Origin of the sequence: Chlorobium phaeovibrioides (assembly GCF_003968655.1) — a bacterium.
Lineage (GTDB): Bacteria > Bacteroidota > Chlorobiia > Chlorobiales > Chlorobiaceae > Chlorobium > Chlorobium phaeovibrioides.
On the sequence record NZ_RXYK01000017.1, the window covers coordinates 1 to 19,131 of the forward strand.

Genomic DNA, 19,131 nt, shown 5'->3' on the forward strand with positions numbered 1-19,131 from the left:
TCGGATATGTGACCCCGGAACAGATGCATCAGGACCTTGCAGCAGGGATTATCGCTGAAAGAAAAAGAGTATTGGGAAAGCAGCAGAAACTTCGTAAAATGTACTGGTCAGCAAATCAAACAACCGGAAGCGGGCTGTAGTTTATTGGAAACCCGTTTCGCGACATCACCCAAAAATCACGCCGCAATCATGGAGACCAACGCACCGGAAACGCCCTCCTCCGCCTCAAGACCGCTCAGCATCCTTTTGATAGCCCCGAAAGGGAAAAAGGACTCGAAAACCAACCAGAAACCGCTTTTCCACATGGCCCTGGGCGTACTGATCAGCATCAGCCCGCCCGAACACCATCTTGAAATAATAGACGAGCATTTCGGGGATGGCATTGACTACAGTAAAAAGTACGACTTTGTAGCCATCACCTCCCGTACAATCGACGCCTCAAGAGCCTACGACATAGCCGACCGGTTCCGGCAGCATGGCCAGAAAGTCATCCTTGGAGGGCTGCATGTCTCCTTCAATCCGGAAGAAGCCGCTCCCCACGCCGACACAATAGTCTCGGGCGAAGCGGAAAACCTCTGGGGAACACTGCTCGAAGATGCTCAATTGAACCGGCTCAAACCATCATACGACGCAAAAGACTTTCCGCCGGTAACAGAAATAGCACCTCTTGACTACAGGCGCATCGCGGCAGCTTCAAAGCGGGGCAAGGTGGACGGAACAAAATCTATTCCCATTTACATAACCAGAGGCTGCCCTTTCACCTGCTCGTTCTGCGTCACGCCAAACTTCACAGGCAAACTCTACCGGACCCAGAAACCCGAAGACCTGAAACGACAGATTGAAGAAGCAAAAGAGATGTTTTTCCTGCAGAATGGAAAAAAATCGAAACCATGGTTCATGCTCTGTGATGAAAACCTTGGTATCAGCAAAAAACGGCTCTGGGATGCACTTGATCTGCTCAAAGAGTGCAACATCAACTTCAGCGTTTTCTTCAGCATGAACTTTCTTGAAGATGACGAAACCGTCAAAAAACTGGTTGATGCGGGCTGCCTGATGGCAATGGTCGGCTTTGAATCAATCAAACAGAGCACGCTTGAGGCATACAACAAAGGCCATGTCAACTCGGCAGGCAAAATAGCTGAAGTGATTGAACGATGCCGCCGGGCAGGGCTGAACATTCAGGGCAACTTTCTCATCAACCCTGATCTCGACACTTACGAAGACATGGACGACCTGGTGGAGTTCATTGGAAAAAACAATGTCTTCATGCCCATCATGCAGATAATCACCCCATATCCGGGAACAACGATGTACCATGAATACAAGGAGAAGGGGCTCATTACCGATGAAGACTGGGATAAATACAATGCGATGAACCTCGTCATTGAATCAAAAAAATACCCGCCCGTCACATTTCAGCATAAATTCATGACGAGCTACTACGGAACATACGCATGGAAAAAAATAATCAACCGGACGCGGGCAAACCCCTATCCGGCCCTCAACCTCATCACCAGCCTTGCGTTCAGGAAAAACCTTCAGGAACAGCTCCGGACCTTTGAAGCAATCCATCGGCTGCCAAAAGCCAGAAAATTCAACATTCTTTAACTCTTTAGTCATCAGCAATGGAAACCCCGTTCAACTACACCACCATTATCGCCCCGTTAGCATACTACATTTTCGGAGTCGCCATCGTCTTCATGCTCAACAAGTTTATCGGCAAAGAGAAGCAAAGCTGGTAACTCCTTCCGAAAGAACAAGCTGTAGAGGCGCAAAGTATTTTGAGTTTGGCTCTTGACTGAAATTATTTTAATTTACAAAAAAAGAAGTGCGTGCATTGGCAACCTATTTCCGGGAACGCATTTCAGAAGATTCAACCTTTTTTTCTCAAACCAAACAACAACTACCATGGCAAACGAAACCAGCAATGACTTCGCAGGCGCGGTCAACAGCCTTCTTGAGACTGTCGGCAAACTTGGACAGCAGCAGGTTGAAATGCTCAACAGCGGCATCAAGACAGCTTCAGAAATGGTTGCTCCTCTCGGCAAAACCCTGACCGACCTTGCAGGAAATGCCCTGAATGCAGTCAATCAGGCTCTGCAGAGCGTCTCTTCGGCAATCAGCGGCAAAAAATAAAAGCCCGATACGAAGAATCTTTTCTCAAAGCACCCTGGGCCTCAGCCACAGGGTGCTTTTTTATTTGGTTCAGCTGGAATCTTTCCCTAAATTCCATAAAGACAGGAATGGTGGATAACCGCCTTTTTCAATAACAGGAGCAGGACAATGGATAGATTTGCAGGGGCATTCACCCAGTGGGCAGTTGCATTCGGCAGGTTCACAGAGATTTTCACCGACGGTCACTGGTGGACGATGGGTGACTATATGGAAAATGTGGGGAAAACCACAAAGCGGCTCCTTGTCAATGCATATCCATATATCAATGGCGGAGGATCGTCTGGCCTCATGCGAGGTTCCTCACCTGAAGTTTCAGGCTATGCACGACCGACCAAATCAGTTGCAAAACGGTTTGAGGACTGAGCCTGCTATACGCAGATTTTTGACAGAAAAAACGGGATGAACATCCCGTTTTTTTTATGCCCCCTCAGGACAGCATTGCCTCATAGGCAGCTATAAGAGCCCCGTTCACCGCCGACCACGACTGCTGTTCAGCATACGCAAGGCCCCTCCCTCTCTGTTGCTTCAGAATATCGGGCGAATCAAGCAGCTCACGACACCGGGCAAAAAAATCATCGACATCACCCGCCCGGGCAACAAAACCGCCACCAGAAAGCTCAACAATATCGCGACATCCTCCAATATCCGACACAACCGCAGGCAGACCACATGAGACAGCCTCAAGAGCAACATTGCAGAATGCTTCGGTAGTGGACGGAAAAAGAAAGATATCTCCGCTGGCATAGGCACGGGGAAGCTCGTCCCCCGTCAGATATCCCGTAAAGACCGCCTCCGGCATATGACTTCTGAGTTCATCCTCCTCAGGCCCCGACCCGATCATGACAAAGCGGACCCTTGCGCCAAGCCCCTCCGCCATAAACCGCTCATACACTTCCATCACCACACGGATATCCTTGTACCAGACAAATCGTCCGGCAAAAACAAATACCATTCTGCCCTCAGCATTCCACTCTTTACGCATTGCATCAGAACGCCTTGCAGGATTGAAAAGATCGCGGTCGATTCCCCTGGACCAGATACCTACAGTGCGTACTCCTTTTTCCAGCAGTTTCCTGCGGACAATCTGATTCGGCGCAAGCACCGTATTACAGTTATTGTAGAACCAGACGAGATAGCGCCAAAGAGCCGGAGAGGCAAACCCGAGACGATAATAGGCCAGATAGGAAGGGAAATCGGTATGATAGGCTGAAGCAACAGGAAGCGATCGCTCTCTGGCATAAAGAAGAAACTTCCGGCCGATAATGTCCGGGGTGGAAATATGGACAATATCAGGAGCAAATCCATCGAGCTGACGACGGGTCCGGGAAGAAAAGAAACCAAGCCTGTAATCCGGATAGAGAGGAATCGGCACCGAAGGCATCATGTGAACCTCAACCCCGTCATGGTCCGCCCCCGGGGCAACATCAGGAGACCAGACTATAACCTCATGGCCATTCTTCCTGAATGAGGAAACCAGTTGATAGATTGATTTTACCGCACCGTCCTTGTCCTTGACATATGTTCCGGCGTAGAAAGCAATCTTCATGGCATGCGGTTCAATTCAGGTAAATCTTCATCGGGATGATGCAAAGGTAACATTTCCTGCTAAAAAAACATCATGCACCAGGGCAGAGTCATTGTCACCGCAGAGCCAGCCGACCCACAACGGGGTTCACCAGCCGGCGGTAGTCCCTGTAGGGAAGACGCAGCAACTCTGTATGGGCTCCGGCATTGAAAGCAATTTCCTCATCCTCGTCAAGCTCTTCGGACACATAGACCTCCATTCCATAGAGATTGCCGAACGGAGGCATTGCGCCGGGCTCGCATTCAGGAAAAAGGTCACCGAACTCCTCTTCATCGGAAAGAACGACATCATCGGTTCCAGCCAGTTTCCCCAGAAGCTTGAAATCAATCTGACGGGAAGCAGGAAGCACCACCATGGCCATTCTTCCGTTCAGCTTCACCATAACGGTTTTCGCCAGTTCCTTACCCGGCACATGAGCCGCAGCGGCAATCTCCTGTGCCGTGTATGCAGGGGAATGGCTCACCACGAAGTATCGGACCGCGTGGCTGTCGAGGTACTCGCGTAATTTCTTGATAGGCATGATGCGGCTCCCTGTTTTCTGGTTGAAGGGTTCTACAGAAGGGGGAAGCGTCATTGACAAAAAAACCGTCTCTCAGCAGAGTCTTTGCTTTTTAAAGTTATGGATTCAGCAGGCAAAATCCAACTGCCGACGCGTCCTTATCAGAAAGAGCTGAGCGCCTTGATTGCCTCACGATACCCGGCCTCAATGATGGCGGGTATCTGCGCCATGTCGACAAGATTGAAAGCAGACAGGTCGGGAGCGATGCAGAGGTCCGCAGCTGCTGTCTGTAAGCGGGTTGTATTGGTTATTGCGCTGTAAAAAGAATTCAGAAGAAGGCCGGCAATATTCTCCGGCCGGCTGAACGCATGACGGGCAAGCAAATCCACACAGACAACGGGGCTGCAGCCGTGCTCAACAAGCGGAGAAACAGGCACATTCTCCATCAGTACACCGTCAACAAGCAGGGCTCCCTCAAAGTCCACCGGACGGAACAGACCGGGTATGCAGCTGCTGGCCATCACGGCAATTGCCACATCCCCTTTCTCCAGTACCACTTTCTTTCCCGAAGAAATATCGGTGGCAACAATGGCAAGAGGAATTGCGGCATCCTCTATGTTTTTATGCCCCAGAAGATCGTTGACAACACTCCCGAACTTTTTGTTTGAGAGCAGGCCAAACTGTGAAATCGATGGTCCCGAAAGGTCAAGCCAATCAAGTTCCGTTACTACCTTGACTATCTCCTGCCAGCTTTTCCCAAACGCCATGAGGGCGGCGACAAACGAGCCGATGCTGGTTCCGCTGATCATGGCAGGCACTATCGCCAGCTCCTCACAAGCCCTGAGCACTCCCAAATGGGCGGCGCCAAGCACGGCCCCGCCTCCCAGTGCCAGCCCCGGCGTCAGCCCCTGTTTCATAAACACTCAACCATAGAAGTTCCCTTTGCCGTACCAATGCAGTTTTATCTACATTACAAAAAAAGAATAACAACCTAACGACAACAGTCTTACCAATGGAATGGATCACCCAACCCGAGGCCTGGATAGCGCTCGCAACCCTGACAGCCCTTGAAATTGTCCTTGGCATTGACAACATCATATTCATCTCCATCATTGCCAACCGCCTCCCCGAAAACCAGCGTGAAAAAGGCCGGACGATAGGGCTTGGTCTTGCAATGCTCACACGAATCATCCTGCTGCTCTCCATCAGCGTCATCATGGGGCTGACAGAGACCCTGTTCACCCTTTTCAGTCACCATATTTCCGGACGGGACCTTATTCTTGTAGTCGGAGGGCTTTTCCTGCTTGCCAAAAGCACCCATGAAATCCACCAGAACCTTGAAGGAACCGAAGAGGGCGCCACCACCCGAAGTACAGGGAACTTTCTGTTCACCATGCTGCAGATAGCTCTGCTCGACATCGTCTTCTCGCTCGATTCCGTCATCACTGCCGTCGGCCTTGCCCGCGACCTTCCGGTCATGATCATCGCCATCATGATATCTGTCGGAATCATGATGCTTGCCGCAAAAGGCATAAGCGAATTTGTTGAACAGCACCCGACAATCAAAATGCTTGCCCTCAGCTTCCTGATTCTGGTAGGCGTCACCCTGCTTGCCGAGGGGGCGGACTATGAAATACCCAGAGGCTACATCTATTTCGCCATGGCCTTCTCCGTATCCGTGGAAATGCTCAACATCCGACTGCGGGCAAGAGCCACCCAACCAGTCCACCTGCACCCATCGCTCCCGGCCAACGGGGAAACTCCCGAAGAAACCGACTGATGGAAGCGGGGTCTACAGCATCAGCCGATCCAGAAGAACAGCCGCCGAAACTGAAGCGTTGAGCGATTCAACCCGCACCCCGCCTCTGCCGTGCGGAATGAGCACCAGCCGGTCAGCAAGAGAGAGAACACCACTGCTTATTCCGTTCGCCTCGTTTCCTACAACAAGAACCTTTCGCTCCGGCCAGTCGGTAAACTCCCTGAAGTCTCTCCCCTCAAGCGAAGAGCAGAGAACCCCATACCCATTCTGCTTCAGCCGTTCAAGCTCATCTGTCAGGCTGTCGACACTGTAATGGGGAAGGCTGAAAAGACTGCCGGCAGAGGAGCGGACCGTCTTCGGATTGTAGAGATCCACTGTGCCCGGCCCGGAAAAAAGCGCATCAGCTCCGAACCAGGCCGCAGTCCTGAGAATGGTTCCCGCATTGCCCGGATCCTGCACACCGTCAAGGGCCACGACCATCCGCCCCTCACCTGTGACAGGCAACTCATCCACAGGTGAAAACCGTGGCTGTCGAAACGCTCCAACAACCCCCTGAGGGCTCTCTGTCCCGGTCAGGCGCAGAAAATCCGCCGAATCCACACTGAATACCTTTCCCCGATAGGCCTCTGCCTCAGGCAACAATGCTTCAGCATCGGGGCTCAGGAAAAGAGCGACAAGAGAATCCGGACCAGGAAGATGGAGGAGTAGTTCCCTCACCGTCCGCAAACCCTCACCGAGAAACATCTCTTCCTGATCCCGGTACTTCTTCCGCTGCAATCTGAACATCCGTTTCAGCATTCCCTGGCTCGCCGGTGGAAAGAACAATCCGCTCACGATTTTCCTCCCGCTCTTTTCAGACTCGCAATCACCGAAGATGGGTTATGGGAAAAATCCGACGGCATCGTTCCCCCGGTCCCGGGCGCCACTCCCACCTCATCCTCCTCTTCCGGCGCGCTCATGCTCCGCTTGATATACTCCTGAAAGCTCTCTTTCTCCATCTGCAGCTCTCCAAGAGTCGAAGGCCGTTCAACGAGAGGCACATCACCGGGAACGACGGAACTTCCACTAAAAAAATCATCATCAGAAGGGTAGGCCTTCAGCCGCTCCCTCATCATGACATCCTGCCTGGCCCTTCGCCGACGGGCTGAAACAGACTCCACCTGCTCCCGCTGCCCGACAAGCATCCTCAAAGAAACGAGCGCACCCGCCAATGCCACAGCCAGGCTCAAAACCAGAAGCATCGCCCCGGTGTTCAAACCCCCATACACAGCGAGAAAAAGCTCGGCACCAGCAAGAACCGAGGAGAGAAAAAAAAGAAGCATCGCAAACAGACGATCACTCATGACAGAAGGGATAAAAGAGCCTCTCAGACGGGTCCGCAGCCGAATGCAGCAGAGCGCCATTGGCAATTCAATGGAATTTAAGCGTTATTAGTCATTATAATGAAACTCCTTCACTCAGCCCATGACCCACATCCGCCCCGAACTCATTGCACCCGCCGGCGATGCCGCATCAATGCAGGCCGCCCTGCAGGCCGGTGCAGACAGCGTCTATTTCGGAGCAGACCAATGCAACATGCGTGCCGCAAGCAAAGGGTTCACTGCGAAAGAATTCCCCGACATCAGGAACCTCTGCACCAGTTACGAAGCAAAGGCTTACCTCGCACTCAACACCACAATATACGATGGCGAACTCCCCAGAATCAGGGAACTTGTTGCCAAAGCGAAAACTGCGGAGCTTGACGCCGTCATCTGCTGGGACATGGCAGTCATTGAAGCCTGCCGTGAAGCCGCAATGCCCTTCCATCTCTCAACCCAGGCATCTGTCAGCAACTTTTCCGCCGTCCGTTACTATGCCGGACTCGGCGCCAGTATGATTGTGCCCGCCCGCGAACTGACACTTGCTCAAGTTAAAAGCATTACGAAGGAAATTGAAAAAGAGAGCCTACCCGTAGCCATTGAATGTTTTGTCCACGGCGCCATGTGCGTAGCAGTTTCAGGTCGATGCTTTCTTTCTCAGGAACTGTTCGGAAAATCAGCAAACCGCGGAGAATGCGTCCAGCCATGCAGAAGAAGCTACCTTGTCACTGACACTGAAGAAGACCACGAGCTGATTCTCGGAACGGACTTCGTCATGAGCCCCCGTGACCTTTGTGCCATTGAGTTCATCGTCCCCCTGATTGACGCAGGCATACGGGCATTTAAAATCGAAGGCCGGAACCGCAGCCCTGAATATGTACAGGCCACCACGGCCGCATACAGAAAAGCCATAGATTTCTGCATTGAAGAACGAAGCAAACCCGGGTTCCGCAAACGCAATGAAGAACTCATCGGGAACCTGAAAGAAGAGCTTGCGCTGGTCTACAACAGGGGGTTTTCAAACGGGTTCTATTTTGGAAGGCCCATGGATGCATGGTCAGAAGCCTACGGATCGCAGGCCGGGGAGAAAAAAACCTATATCGGCACAGTGGTCAAATACTACCCGAAAGCTGGTGTGGCAGAAATTCTCATCCATGCCAGAGGGTTGCATTCAGGCGAAAAAGTCCTCATTCAGGGGCCCCGGACAGGGAGCCTGCAGATGAGGGTGGAAGAATTCTACACAAACGACCTCCCCTCCCGGAGTGCAGGAAAAGGCGATACCGTCACCATACTGTGTGAAAAGGCAAGGAAAAATGACAGGGTCTATGTAAGTCTGCCCCGAAACGGGGACCGGTGAGGCCGGCCCCCCCAGGCTTCAGCTGAACGGATCAGCCGATTTCAACCAGTTCTATTTCAAAAGTAAGCGCCTGTCCGGCAAGAGGATGGTTGGCATCCAGCGTCACCGAATCCTCGTTCATGTCAACAATCATCACAATTGCCTGCTGTCCGTCAGCAAGTCCAACCTGCAGCTGCTGGCCGATCTCCAGCTCCATATCAGCACCAAACCTGCTGCGGTCAACCGGTGTCACCAGCTCTTCACTGTGCGGCCCGTAAGCCTCTTCCACAGGAATCACCGAAACCCTTACCTCGCCGGGAGCCATATCAATAACGGCGGCATCAAACCCCGGAATCACCTGACCACCGCCAACGGTGAACTCCAACGGCTCACGATCTGCCGATGTATCAAACACTGTTCCATCCTCCAGCTTGCCGGTATAATGAACCTTTACCTTGTCGCCCTGTTTTGCCTGAGCCATTCACTCCTCCTTTTTATTCGTCTGATCTGATTATTACACTTCGGAATCCATACCAGATGTTTACTGTCTGCATTCACCGGCACACATCCTCTCTGCCCTGCGAAACTATGGAAAAAATGGCAAACATCACAGTTTTTCCATACTCCTTTCGTCTACCACCGGCCCCTGGTCCATCTCCATCCTCACTCTGGGAATTCCTCCCGGATGATCCGTACGGATGAATGCAACCAGCGCTTCGCGAACCAGGCAACGCAGCTCCCAGAGATCCGAAGCATTGGCCGCACTCACCAAGCCGCGCAGCTCAACAGACTTTTCAGTGGTATTGGTAACCTGAAGCTTCACCACCCGGCCATCCCAGAGCGGTGAGGCCCGCACCACCCGTTCCAGTTCGGAACGAAGGGAGTCTATCGGAATGGCATAATCGGCATAGATGAAGACCGTACCGAGCAGCTCCTGAGACTTCCTGGTCCAGTTTTCAAACGGCCGTTCAATAAACCAGGTAATGGGAACAATGAGCCGACGCTGGTCCCATATCTGAACAACAACATAGGTCAGCGATATCTCCTCAATCCGCCCCCACTGATTCTCCACAATAACCACATCATCAATGCTGATAGGCTGGGTGATTGCTATCTGAACCCCTGCAATCAAGGTAGAAATGCTCTTCTGTGCCGCAAAAGCAATCATGACTCCCGCAATGCCTGCTGAAGCCAGAATGCTCAACCCAACCTGGCGAACCGTATCAAAAGTCATCAGGACACCCGCCACCGCCAGCACAACCAGAAACACATTGAGAATTTTACGGGCCAGGCTCACATGGGTCGCAACCTTCCGTGCGGAAGCTTCGCTATTGCGGAGCCCCGAGGCATAATGGAGAAGTATAAACTGCTCAAGCACGGCCAAAAGGCGCATCAGGAACCATACGGCTCCAAGAATGGAGGCAACGGTGAAAGCGTGAGGCAACACAGGCACTGCCATCTCAGACAGGGGAAGGTAAGGCAATGCCGCCGACACCACAAGAAGCACAGCCAGCATACGGAACGGCATGGAAAGCAGCTCAAAAGGAATACCACTCTCCCTGACCCGCAACTGAACCGCTCTGACAATGCGCCGGAAAACGCTGTTGGCCAGAAAATAAAAGAAGAGTGCCGCCAGAGCAGCAACCACAGGAAGCAGATATCCGCTCTCCCATGCCTGACTCCATGCCTGAATCAATACATCCATACGCTTATCCTTTCAATCTTTCTGATTCGCTCTTTGAACGGCTGACGCAGTCCTCTATTGCCATGCCGGCGAAATAGTTGCCAGTCAGGAGAATGCCCTTCTCACTCTTAAGAATCGAATCCGTTTTTGCCAGCCACTCATGATGTCCCAGCCGAAGAGAAGGAACAACATTCGCCTTGAGTGCTATATGCTCGATTTTGCCCATCGGCAGTCCAAGCACCTCGGTAATCCGCTCTTTCTTCTTTTTCTCGGACACACCCGGCTGGAAATGGAACGCGAACCCACGGAAATGCTCATCAGGAACCGTATCGCGCGAAACAACCGAGAAAAACAGATCGTCCGGTGAAATCACCGCAGCCACAGGCTTCATGGAAACATTGGCGCTGCGGACAATAACCCCGACGGTATCAACCTCAGCCGCCCGCAGTTTTCCGAGATGAGCCGAAAGGTCCGGCGACACATTGGCAAGAAGGGTTGAAGCCACAGCAGAAGGAACCGCAAGGGCCACCCGTGCAGCAGAATATTCTTCGCCAGACGCCGTCTTCAACCGGTACCCGTCGTTCTCTCTGGTGATGGACACAACATCGCTGCCGGTTTTCACCTCTATGCCCGGCTGCTTCGTGATTGCACGGGCAACACTCTGCAACCCGCCCTTGAAAGTATAGTTTTTGAGAACATCTTTTCGCTTTTCGCGGCTCTTGAACATCATGTCGGCCGGAAAATCATCAGACGGCTGTGAGGGAACTGCATTGAAAAAGTGCCGGATAACCTCATCATAGTTCCTCTTCCCTACAATCTTCTCATAATACGAGCGCACGCTCCTGCCATCTTTCTTCAGTTTGAACAGGTTTGGCACAGACATCAGCAGCTCAGCTATATGCAGCTGCGAAACAATGGAGTGGATTTTCTCGTTCTTCAGAAAGGTAAAAGGAACCTTGGCACGGGGAATCATCTCCCCCATCATCCCGCAGGCCTCCACAATACCCAGAAGAGAGGCGTAGGAGCTATAGCAGGTATGCGCACCAAGCTCAAGCCAGAACGACTTGTTGCCCATCGTGTATTCATAGGAAGCAAACGAGCCTCCGGCAGTCTCGTTTTTTTCAAGCAGCATCGTTTTCATGCCCGCCCCGGCGGAGTAAAATGCCATACTGAGGCCACTGATACCGCCACCAACAATCACTACATCATATTGCATCATGAGTTCACTCCGGGTTTAAGAAAAAAGGGTTGTGGCGCCGATCTCGCATACCGGGATTTGGCCCCTGGAAACAACGCTCAGAAAGTTCAGTAAGTTAGTGAAATCCAAACGGAAATCTCACTCTAAATCAAGCCCGAAGGCACCCCTACCCTAAGCCCTTACCGCTCCCTTGCCTGCTCCAGAACACGGCCCTCGCGGAAATTCCGGGCATAGCGGACATAATTTTCCGGCGACTCTTCAATCGTCTGCCGCTCCTCATCGGTAATCGGGCGCATGACCTTCGCAGGCACACCCGCAACCAGCATCCCCGCCGGAACCCTGAAGCCCGAACGGACCAGCGACCCCGCAGCCACAACCGAGTATGGCTCTATAACACAATCGTCCAGCAGCGTCGCCCCCATGCCGATAAGCACAAAATCCTCAACCCGGCAGGCATGCAAGGTAGCCCCATGACCGATGGTCACATTGCTGCCTATGTCAAGAGGCCCCGTGTCGTGCGTCACATGCAGCGTCACATTATCCTGCACGCTCGTCTTCTCCCCTATCCGGATGGGACATACATCCCCCCGCACCACGGCGTTGAACCAGATGCTTGAATGTGCCCCGATCTTCACATCCCCTATTACATAAGCCCCGTCAGTCATGAACACACTCTCATGCAGCTCAGGCCACACACCCTCATACGGCATAATTTTTCCCATCGACAATACTTCTTTTAGATAAGAGGACGCCGTCCCCTGAAAGCCTTTCTCTGTCATTGAAGGTACGCAAACTTCAGGGGAAAACTTTTGCATCTTGCCCTCTCATTGGTATTTTGAATACCTGAAGTCAATGGCACCAATGAGCACGATCTGCATACAGCTATGACCACAAAAAGCATCAATGAAAAATACTGCTCTGCATGCGGAGCACTGATCAGCGCACAAGCTGAAATATGCCCGAAATGCGGCGTACGGCAATCGCCCACGCCCTTTCCCGGCAATCTCGGCAACCTTGCCCCGAACGGAAGAAGCAGGCTTGCGGCAGCACTCTTCGCCATATTCCTTGGCAGCCTGGGCATCCACAAGTTCTATCTGGGAAGGGTTGGCTGGGGCGTCATCTATCTGCTCCTCTGCTGGACCGTCATACCCGGCATTATTGGCTTCATTGAAGGAATCCTGCTGCTCATCATGAGCGAAGAGGATTTCAACGCAAAATACGGCAATGACTGACATGAACTCAATACTCAGCTGCAGCGGCCTGCAGAAGGCATACAACCGCCACCTTGTGGTCAAAGGCTCGTCAATAGAGGTGCGACAGGGAGAAATTGTCGGACTTCTCGGGCCCAATGGAGCCGGAAAAACAACCACATTCTACATGATTGTGGGACTCGTCAAGCCCGACGGGGGCGATGTCTTTCTCGACAGTACGAACATCACCGAGGTACCCATGTACAAACGGGCCCGGCTCGGCATAGGATACCTGCCGCAGGAGGCCTCGGTATTCCGGAACATGACGGTTGAAGAGAACATTCTGAGCGTTCTGGAGTTCACTGATCTCACCAGGCCGCAGCAGCTTGAAAGAACCGAGATGATGCTTGAGGATCTCAGCATCAAAAACATCCGCAAAAGTATGGGCTACGCACTCTCAGGAGGCGAAAGAAGGCGGACTGAAATTGCGCGGGCTCTGGCACTCAACCCAAAGTTCATTCTTCTTGACGAGCCATTTGCCGGTGTGGACCCCATTGCCGTTGAAGACATCCAGCAGATTGTTGAAGGACTGGTGCGCCGCAACATAGGCGTCCTCATCACCGACCACAATGTGCACGAAACCCTCTCCATCACCAGCCACGCCTATCTACTCTTCGACGGCAGCCTCTTCATGCACGGCACCCCCGAAGAGATTGCAAACAACCCTGAAGTCAGGAAAATGTACCTCGGCGAAAAGTTCAGCCTGGAGCGCTACTGAACGGTCAGCCTCTTTGTTCGCGCAACCCAACCACCCCAAGCCTCATGATAGCCGAACATCTTCTTTTCCGGTCCGAAGGCGGTTTCATCCGCATTCCAATCTGGGGACACATCCCTCTCTCCGGGCCGCTGAAAAAAATCATCTCACATCCCTCATTCCTCCGCCTGAAAGGCATCCGGCAACTCTCCTTCTCCCAGCAGGTCTATCCCGGAGCCACCCATACGCGCTTTGAGCACTCAATAGGGGTCTACCACCTCATGAAGCTCATCCTGCAACGAATGCTCACCAACCCGCTGGCCATAAGCCTGCAGAACGGCAACTTCCGCTTCAACGACCACAACTGCCGGGTGCTCCTGTCGGCCAGCCTCCTGCACGACATCGGCCACTACCCCCACGCCCACATTATTGAAGAACAGATTCCCATGTCGGAAGGAGAGGCGGTATTTTCGCACCACGAAGAGCTCTGCGACCACTTCATCTACGAGCAGCACCCCGGAATACCCACCATTGCCGACATTCTCCGCGACGACTGGAAAGTTTCACCCGAAAGTGTGATATCGCTCATCAAAGGCCACGACACATCGCACTTCAGCAAACTCATCAGCGGAACGCTCGATCCTGACAAAATGGACTACCTGATGCGTGATGCCCACCACTGCAACATCCCGTACGGGAGCATTGACATTGAACGGCTCATTGAATCCTTCGTCCCCGACCCTGAACGCGAGCGGTTCGCCATCACCGAAAAAGGGATAGCCCCGCTTGAAAGTCTCATGTTCGCCAAGTACATGATGATGCGCAATGTCTACTGGCACCACACCAGCCGGTCCCTGTCAGCCATGCTACGCCGCCTTCTGCAGGATATTGCCAGCGAAAACCTGCTCCCCCCTGAAACTCTCCGGACGCTCTTTTACGGCAATGCAGACGACCGGGTGCTCCATGAGCTCAAAGAAGGCATAAAAGAGCGGCATCACCCGCTCTCTGAACTGCTTGACGATATTATTATGCGCAGGGTCTACAAACGGGCCATAACCGTCTCTCCCTACCTTGATGACATCGGCACCACCGACGAACAATGGTTCGCATACAACGCCGACACCGAAAAACGGCGTGCGAAGGAAAAAGAGATCTGCCGCTATCTCAATACCCGATTCGGCCTCCGGCTCCACGGCCACGAAGTGGTGATAGACCCTCCCTCAAAAAAGGATATTTTCGACTATGCCGACCTTCGCGAACTCAGGGTCTACCCGACCCGCAGCGAACATGTCCACTACTCCCTCCAGCTCAACAGCCAATACATCCGCTTTGACGACCTTAACGAATCGGTATTCCGCTCCGACTTCATTCTGGCCTTTGAGCGCTACACAAAAAAATTCAGACTGCTCGCCCGCCCCGACCTCGTGGAACATCTGGTTGACAGCCGCCGGGAGATAATGGAAATGATGAGCCACTAAAGGGAACGGGCAAAAATCATATATTGTTACCGATTACTATCACTACCAACAACAGAAACAATATCATACCAGCATGGAACAGCAGGACAAATTCTACAAAGGGCTCTTCTTCGGCGCCATGTTGGGGACTGTCGGCGGAACCCTCATGGGTCTCCTCTTCGCCCCCTACAAGGGAAGTGAAACACAGCAGATCATTTCCGGAAAAGTGAAGCACGCGATAGACAAGGCAGCCGAATATTACGAAGGCGGAGAGAATGACGACGCCTACAGCAACGAAGCAAAAAAACGCTCGCAGGACATCATCACCACAGCGCGCGAAGAGGCAAAAAAAATCCTTGACGAAGCCAACAGCATCATCAAGGACATAAAAGGCCATGCGAAAGCAGAGGAAAACTGAGCTGTGCTGAACTGGACAACTGGCGGCACTGATACAGGGCTGGGGGATGTGCTGCTTCTGCATGCTTTCCCGCTCTCTTCAGGAATGTGGCGACCACAGCTCGAAGCTCTTGCAACAGCAGGATACAGGGCAATTGCCCCGAACAGTTATGGCATAGAAGGCTCCACTGAAAAACAGGAGTGGTCGTTTACAGAATACGCCCACGACCTTGCCATACTGATGGAATCGCTCAACATGAAGAACGCCACCATTGCGGGTCTCTCCATGGGAGGATATCAGGCACTGGAATTCGCAAGGCTCTACCCCGAAAAAACAGCGTCACTTGTACTCGCCGATACCCGGGCAGAAGAGGACGCTCCCGAAGCCGCAGCCGCCCGGCGCGAGTTCATAACCGCAATTGAAAGGGGAGGAGCTGAAGAGGCTGTCAGAAGAATGGTGCCGAACTACTTTTCAGAAAGCGCCCCAAGAGAGCACCCCGAACTCATTGAAGAGGCCTCGGCAATGATTCGCAGCCAAAGCCCCGAAGCCATTACGAGCGCAATGAAAGCCATTATGAGCCGCAGGGACCAGCGGCCCCTGCTTCCGGCAATCACCTGCCCGGCACTTGTCATCTGCGGCAGCGATGACCGCCTGACTCCCCCCGAAACCGCTGCCCTCATCAGCTCTGCCATTGCGGGAGCCCATCTTGAAATCATTCAAAGAGCCGGCCATCTGGCAAATATGGAGCAACCCGAAGCATTCAGTGCTGCACTACTGAATCATCTTCAGCAGCTCAACGGCTGAAACGCCCCCTCACACCTCAAGGCTCTCAAGGAGAGCAAAGAAATTCGGGAACGATACCCCTACAACCGTACTGTCGGAAAGCTCAATAGCCATGCCTGTTGCCCTTGCGGCAATAGCAAAGCTCATGGCAATCCGGTGATCATCAAAACACTCAACCACCACCGGTGACTGCTGTGCCCTCACCCCGCCACTCACACGCATGCCGTCAGGAGACTCCTCACACAGGCAACCCAGCCGCTGAAGGTTGACAGCCAACGCATTGAGGCGGTCACACTCCTTGGTACGCAGTTCTCCGGCATTGCTCACCTCAAAACTGCCCGACGCAAAGACCGAAAGCACCGCAAGCATTGGAATTTCATCAATCACCCGCGCCACAACGCCCGGATCACTGATTGAAAGCGGCTCAAGAACACCGCCGCCGCAGGCAAGAATATCGCCAATATCCTCTCCGCCGACTGTCCTGCGGTTTTCAATAGTAATCTGTCCACCCGCCGCAATCATAATATCCAGAAACGCCGCCCTCGTCGGATTCAGGCAAACATCGCGAATCATGATTTCAGAACCCGGTGCCAAAAGAGCAAGAGCCACAATAAAACATGCAGCCGAAGGGTCGGCAGGAACAAGAAACGGCCTGGCCTCTATACGGCGACGCCCGGGAACCACTATCACCCGCTCTCCATCAACCTCAGAGGCCTCCAAACCAAGCATCAGCTCCGTATGGTCACGCGAGAGCACCGGCTCAATAATGCGGCTTTCGCCCTCAGCATGAAGGGCTGCAAACGCCACCAGCGACTTCACCTGCGCCGAAGGCACAGGAAGGCGGTAAACAATCGGGCGAAGCTCCTTCGTACCGGCGATGCGCATTGGCGCCGTGCCTGACTCCGAAAGTTCAACTCCTGCCCCCATATCGCGAAGCGGTCCGGCAACCCTCTGCATCGGGCGTTTCATGAGCGAACCATCACCCACCAGCTCACTTCCGAACGGCTGTCCAGCCAGAATGCCCGCCATCATACGCATGGTGCTTCCCGAATTATTACACTCTAGCGGAGCCCCGGAAGGGCGGAAACTCCACAGCCCCTTCGACTCAATCACCACACGACGGATTGTTCCGCCCCAGGGCCCCGGAACCTCCTCCTGGGTGAGGGGAATACCGCACGCACCAAGAACACCAAGCGTAGACTGGTTGTCAAACCCGCCCGAAAAGTTCGTGATCTCTGTAACGCCCTCAGCCAAAGCGCCGATTAAGGCAGCACGATGGGAGATTGATTTATCGGGAGGAAGCGTGGTGACCTCACCCTTGAAAACGCTCATGGTTCAGCTTGTTGGATTAAAAAAAAGCAGCCCCCAAAGGAGCTGCTCTGCATAACGGATTTCATCAGAAACAATCATGAATTCTTCTCTTCGTTTGCACGCTGGGCTCTACGCCGGCTTCTTGAGCGCTTCAAACGACCATCCACTGAAGGTTTGACAAAGTATGCGTTTTTTCGAAACTCCTTTAAAACACCTGCACGCTCATACTTCTTCTTGAAGCGTTTCAGCATCTTATCGATCGATTCATTATCGTTCATCTGCACACTGACCAATGACATTCACCCCCTTGAAAACAGTATTACCGTTTCAGTTTCGTTTTGATAATGTCTGTAATGCTTTCGGAGCTTTTCTCTTTGGCAGGGGTCAACTGCACATTTTCAAGAAGCTGTTTCCGACCGCTCTTACAGAACTCAACAATTATGACATAGGCGCCGCTTCCGGTCGCCTGCTTTTCGCGAACCACTCCCACTTCGTCAAGCGACTGGTGATAGAGCGCATCTCCCGTAGCATAAATACCATGGGGAGAGTACTGCTGGCATTCATCAGGAGTGAGTTCTTCGGGACTCACATCCCGATCTATCTGTATCTGCCACTCTTTAAGCAGATGCACCTGATTACAGTGGACACAGCGAACCCAGTACTGATTTTCAGCTGAAGGCGACAGCTGTTCCTCGGTCTGTTTCTTTTTCCTCGTACTTTTCTTCGGGGCCACAACCACAAGAAGATCATCCTCTTTAGGCTTGTCGCTCGGCTTCCACTCACCGACAAAAACCTTTTCAGTCACCAATCCGCATCCTTCACAATGCGAGGGCTTGATTTTTCCGTCAAAAATAAACTGTCTTTTTCTCGACTCAGCCTTCATTGCATCTTGATTTCGCTGCGTTGGAACCTCTGCATCAGCCGCCCGGGAAAAATTATGGTACCGGCAGCTGCAGGGTACAGGACTGCCTAATTAAGGAATTACTCCCAAAAAAACAACCCGATAATTCCAACGCCCCTCATTTATGCGTCAAGGCATCAATAAGATCTGATTTCGTAAGCAGTTGCAATTTCCCATCAACGAGGCTTATCAAAACGCCGGCAGCATTCTGCTGCAATTTTTCCGACAACTCCGAAATAGTTGCCTCCGTCTGGCAAACCGGAAAGGGTGGTTCCATAAACCCGACAACCTTCGAATTCATGGCCTCATCGTTCTCTATGAGGATGGAGAGAATCTTGTTTTCACTGATGCTGCCAATCGGAGCATTGTATGAAACAATCGGAAGCTGCGACACATCATTCTGCTTCATCATCTCAAACACCTCAGCCAGCGTGTTTTCAGGATAGGCCACAATAAGGTCGCGCGGCGCCTTCAGCTGGAGGATATCCTCAGCCGTAATCTGTTCAAGAGAGAGCTTCTCCCTCCGATACAGCCCCTTCTCGCGCATCCAGTCATCACGGTACATCTTGCTGAGATAGTACCCCCCGAAGTCGCTCAGAACCGCCACAATGCAGGCAGTATCGTCCAACTCGTCACCGGCCCTTAGCGCCGCAGCCATAACCGCCCCCGAAGCACTCCCCGCAAACACGGCGTCACTCCTGAGCAGCTCCCGGGCACAGTTCATCGCCTCCCCGTCCGAAACCT

General features: G+C 52.7%; 23 protein-coding genes. 10 read left to right on the forward strand and 13 right to left on the reverse strand.

Annotated elements, in window-relative coordinates; all coding sequences use genetic code 11:
- The first annotated feature begins 189 nt into the window (after nucleotides 1–189).
- The 3 genes from EKD02_RS08880 to EKD02_RS08890 all read left to right on the forward strand — a co-directional run bounded on the left by EKD02_RS08880 (nucleotide 190) and on the right by EKD02_RS08890 (nucleotide 2,538).
- Nucleotides 190–1,608 (forward strand): B12-binding domain-containing radical SAM protein, encoded by a 1,419-nt coding sequence (locus tag EKD02_RS08880; RefSeq protein WP_126385080.1) that lies wholly within the window; start codon nucleotides 190–192, stop codon nucleotides 1,606–1,608.
- 300 nt (nucleotides 1,609–1,908) lie between these two features.
- The gene (locus EKD02_RS08885) at nucleotides 1,909–2,136 is read left to right on the forward strand and encodes a chlorosome envelope protein B (protein WP_126385082.1); all 228 of its coding nucleotides are present in this window, start codon (nucleotides 1,909–1,911) and stop codon (nucleotides 2,134–2,136) included.
- Nucleotides 2,137–2,283: 147 nt separating this feature from the next.
- The gene (locus EKD02_RS08890) at nucleotides 2,284–2,538 is read left to right on the forward strand and encodes a bacteriochlorophyll c-binding family protein (RefSeq protein WP_011889617.1); all 255 of its coding nucleotides are present in this window, start codon (nucleotides 2,284–2,286) and stop codon (nucleotides 2,536–2,538) included.
- Nucleotides 2,539–2,602: 64 nt separating this feature from the next.
- Here the strand turns inward: EKD02_RS08890 and EKD02_RS08895 are convergent, their stop codons facing one another.
- From EKD02_RS08895 to EKD02_RS08905, 3 genes are all read right to left on the reverse strand, one after another.
- Complete coding sequence (locus tag EKD02_RS08895) at nucleotides 2,603–3,721, reverse strand: glycosyltransferase family 4 protein (protein WP_126341775.1); 1,119 nt, start codon at nucleotides 3,719–3,721, stop codon at nucleotides 2,603–2,605.
- Between the two features lie 94 nt (nucleotides 3,722–3,815).
- Nucleotides 3,816–4,280, reverse strand: a complete 465-nt coding sequence (locus tag EKD02_RS08900; RefSeq protein ID WP_011889615.1) for an aminoacyl-tRNA deacylase — start codon at nucleotides 4,278–4,280, stop codon at nucleotides 3,816–3,818.
- A 140-nt stretch (nucleotides 4,281–4,420) separates the two neighbouring features.
- Nucleotides 4,421–5,176 (reverse strand): patatin-like phospholipase family protein, encoded by a 756-nt coding sequence (locus EKD02_RS08905; protein ID WP_011889614.1) that lies wholly within the window; start codon nucleotides 5,174–5,176, stop codon nucleotides 4,421–4,423.
- 95 nt (nucleotides 5,177–5,271) lie between these two features.
- Here EKD02_RS08905 and EKD02_RS08910 point away from each other — a divergent pair, with 95 nt between their 5' ends.
- Nucleotides 5,272–6,039, forward strand: a complete 768-nt coding sequence (locus tag EKD02_RS08910; RefSeq protein WP_011889613.1) for a TerC family protein — start codon at nucleotides 5,272–5,274, stop codon at nucleotides 6,037–6,039.
- A gap of 12 nt (nucleotides 6,040–6,051) precedes the next feature.
- Here the strand turns inward: EKD02_RS08910 and EKD02_RS08915 are convergent, their stop codons facing one another.
- On the reverse strand, nucleotides 6,052–6,816 hold the full coding sequence (locus EKD02_RS08915; protein ID WP_225739417.1) for a TrmH family RNA methyltransferase: 765 nt from the start codon (nucleotides 6,814–6,816) through the stop codon (nucleotides 6,052–6,054).
- Between the two features lie 32 nt (nucleotides 6,817–6,848).
- Nucleotides 6,849–7,361: a hypothetical protein gene (locus tag EKD02_RS08920; protein ID WP_126341777.1), complete on the reverse strand. Its 513-nt coding sequence runs from the start codon at nucleotides 7,359–7,361 to the stop codon at nucleotides 6,849–6,851.
- 121 nt (nucleotides 7,362–7,482) lie between these two features.
- Between EKD02_RS08920 and EKD02_RS08925 the strand changes: the two genes are divergently transcribed.
- Nucleotides 7,483–8,733: a peptidase U32 family protein gene (locus EKD02_RS08925; RefSeq protein WP_126385084.1), complete on the forward strand. Its 1,251-nt coding sequence runs from the start codon at nucleotides 7,483–7,485 to the stop codon at nucleotides 8,731–8,733.
- 31 nt (nucleotides 8,734–8,764) lie between these two features.
- Here the strand turns inward: EKD02_RS08925 and EKD02_RS08930 are convergent, their stop codons facing one another.
- The 4 genes from EKD02_RS08930 to EKD02_RS08945 form a co-directional block, all read right to left on the reverse strand.
- Nucleotides 8,765–9,193 (reverse strand): FKBP-type peptidyl-prolyl cis-trans isomerase, encoded by a 429-nt coding sequence (locus EKD02_RS08930; RefSeq protein ID WP_011889609.1) that lies wholly within the window; start codon nucleotides 9,191–9,193, stop codon nucleotides 8,765–8,767.
- A 126-nt stretch (nucleotides 9,194–9,319) separates the two neighbouring features.
- A complete protein-coding gene (locus EKD02_RS08935; RefSeq protein WP_126385086.1) occupies nucleotides 9,320–10,417 on the reverse strand; it encodes a mechanosensitive ion channel family protein in 1,098 nt (365 codons plus the stop codon).
- Between the two features lie 4 nt (nucleotides 10,418–10,421).
- Nucleotides 10,422–11,615, reverse strand: a complete 1,194-nt coding sequence (locus tag EKD02_RS08940; RefSeq protein WP_011889607.1) for a protoporphyrinogen/coproporphyrinogen oxidase — start codon at nucleotides 11,613–11,615, stop codon at nucleotides 10,422–10,424.
- 158 nt (nucleotides 11,616–11,773) lie between these two features.
- Nucleotides 11,774–12,316: a gamma carbonic anhydrase family protein gene (locus EKD02_RS08945; RefSeq protein ID WP_011889606.1), complete on the reverse strand. Its 543-nt coding sequence runs from the start codon at nucleotides 12,314–12,316 to the stop codon at nucleotides 11,774–11,776.
- 162 nt (nucleotides 12,317–12,478) lie between these two features.
- On the opposite strand from EKD02_RS08945, the gene EKD02_RS08950 reads away from it, so the two are divergent.
- From EKD02_RS08950 to EKD02_RS08970, 5 genes are all read left to right on the forward strand, one after another.
- Nucleotides 12,479–12,826 (forward strand): NINE protein, encoded by a 348-nt coding sequence (locus tag EKD02_RS08950; protein WP_126385089.1) that lies wholly within the window; start codon nucleotides 12,479–12,481, stop codon nucleotides 12,824–12,826.
- A 1-nt stretch (nucleotide 12,827) separates the two neighbouring features.
- Nucleotides 12,828–13,562 (forward strand): LPS export ABC transporter ATP-binding protein, encoded by a 735-nt coding sequence (gene lptB / locus EKD02_RS08955; protein ID WP_041470023.1) that lies wholly within the window; start codon nucleotides 12,828–12,830, stop codon nucleotides 13,560–13,562.
- Nucleotides 13,563–13,606: 44 nt separating this feature from the next.
- Nucleotides 13,607–15,016, forward strand: coding sequence for an HD domain-containing protein (locus tag EKD02_RS08960; RefSeq protein WP_126385091.1), 1,410 nt, complete (start codon nucleotides 13,607–13,609; stop codon nucleotides 15,014–15,016).
- Nucleotides 15,017–15,089: 73 nt separating this feature from the next.
- Nucleotides 15,090–15,413 carry a YtxH domain-containing protein gene (locus EKD02_RS08965; protein WP_126385093.1) on the forward strand — a complete coding sequence of 108 codons (324 nt, stop codon included), beginning with the start codon at nucleotides 15,090–15,092 and terminating at the stop codon, nucleotides 15,411–15,413.
- Between the two features lie 3 nt (nucleotides 15,414–15,416).
- A complete protein-coding gene (locus EKD02_RS08970; RefSeq protein WP_126385095.1) occupies nucleotides 15,417–16,196 on the forward strand; it encodes an alpha/beta fold hydrolase in 780 nt (259 codons plus the stop codon).
- 9 nt (nucleotides 16,197–16,205) lie between these two features.
- Here the strand turns inward: EKD02_RS08970 and aroA are convergent, their stop codons facing one another.
- From aroA to EKD02_RS08990, 4 genes are all read right to left on the reverse strand, one after another.
- Entirely contained in the window at nucleotides 16,206–17,507 is a 1,302-nt protein-coding gene (gene aroA / locus EKD02_RS08975; RefSeq protein ID WP_126385097.1) for a 3-phosphoshikimate 1-carboxyvinyltransferase, read from the reverse strand.
- A 74-nt stretch (nucleotides 17,508–17,581) separates the two neighbouring features.
- Nucleotides 17,582–17,779, reverse strand: a complete 198-nt coding sequence (gene rpsU, locus EKD02_RS08980; RefSeq protein WP_041470021.1) for a 30S ribosomal protein S21 — start codon at nucleotides 17,777–17,779, stop codon at nucleotides 17,582–17,584.
- Nucleotides 17,780–17,805: 26 nt separating this feature from the next.
- Nucleotides 17,806–18,369, reverse strand: a complete 564-nt coding sequence (locus EKD02_RS08985; protein ID WP_011889598.1) for a hypothetical protein — start codon at nucleotides 18,367–18,369, stop codon at nucleotides 17,806–17,808.
- A gap of 136 nt (nucleotides 18,370–18,505) precedes the next feature.
- The coding region (locus EKD02_RS08990) for a CBS domain-containing protein (protein WP_126385099.1) at nucleotides 18,506–19,131 on the reverse strand (626 nt) is incomplete at its 5' end.